This window comes from Bradyrhizobium sp. Kon69 (assembly GCF_055807515.1).
The window spans coordinates 1-346 of the sequence record NZ_JBVVOS010000185.1 but is presented as its reverse complement, the minus strand read 5'-3'; the positions used below and the strand labels follow the sequence as shown (position 1 = coordinate 346).

General features: G+C 58.1%; 1 pseudogene. It reads left to right on the top strand.

From position 1 onward, the window contains the following. Positions 1 to 286, top strand: a pseudogene (locus tag AC0L3U_RS38750) (TerC family protein); the annotation flags it as partial. Positions 287 to 346: the final 60 nt, after the last annotated feature.

Genomic DNA, 346 nt, shown 5'->3' with positions numbered 1-346 from the left:
TGAGCAGCACCGGGCCAAGGCGCGGCGCAATCGCATCAGCATGGCGTTGGTGTTGCGCCTGGGTCTGTTGAGCACCATCGCGTTTATCGTGCAGCTGACGGCGCCGGTATTTGAAGTGTTCGGCCAGGCCTTCTCCTGGAAGGACATGATCCTGATCGCCGGTGGCCTGTTCCTGGTGTGGAAGGCCACCACCGAGATCCATCACAGCATGGACCCGGAGCCAGAAGAGAAAACCACGATTGGCAACACCGTGACCATCGGTTTTGCCGCGGCAGTCGATAGCATCGAGTAGTACTTTTCTCGATCAATCCAAAATACACCGGTAGGGTTTAGAACCCGCCCGCCT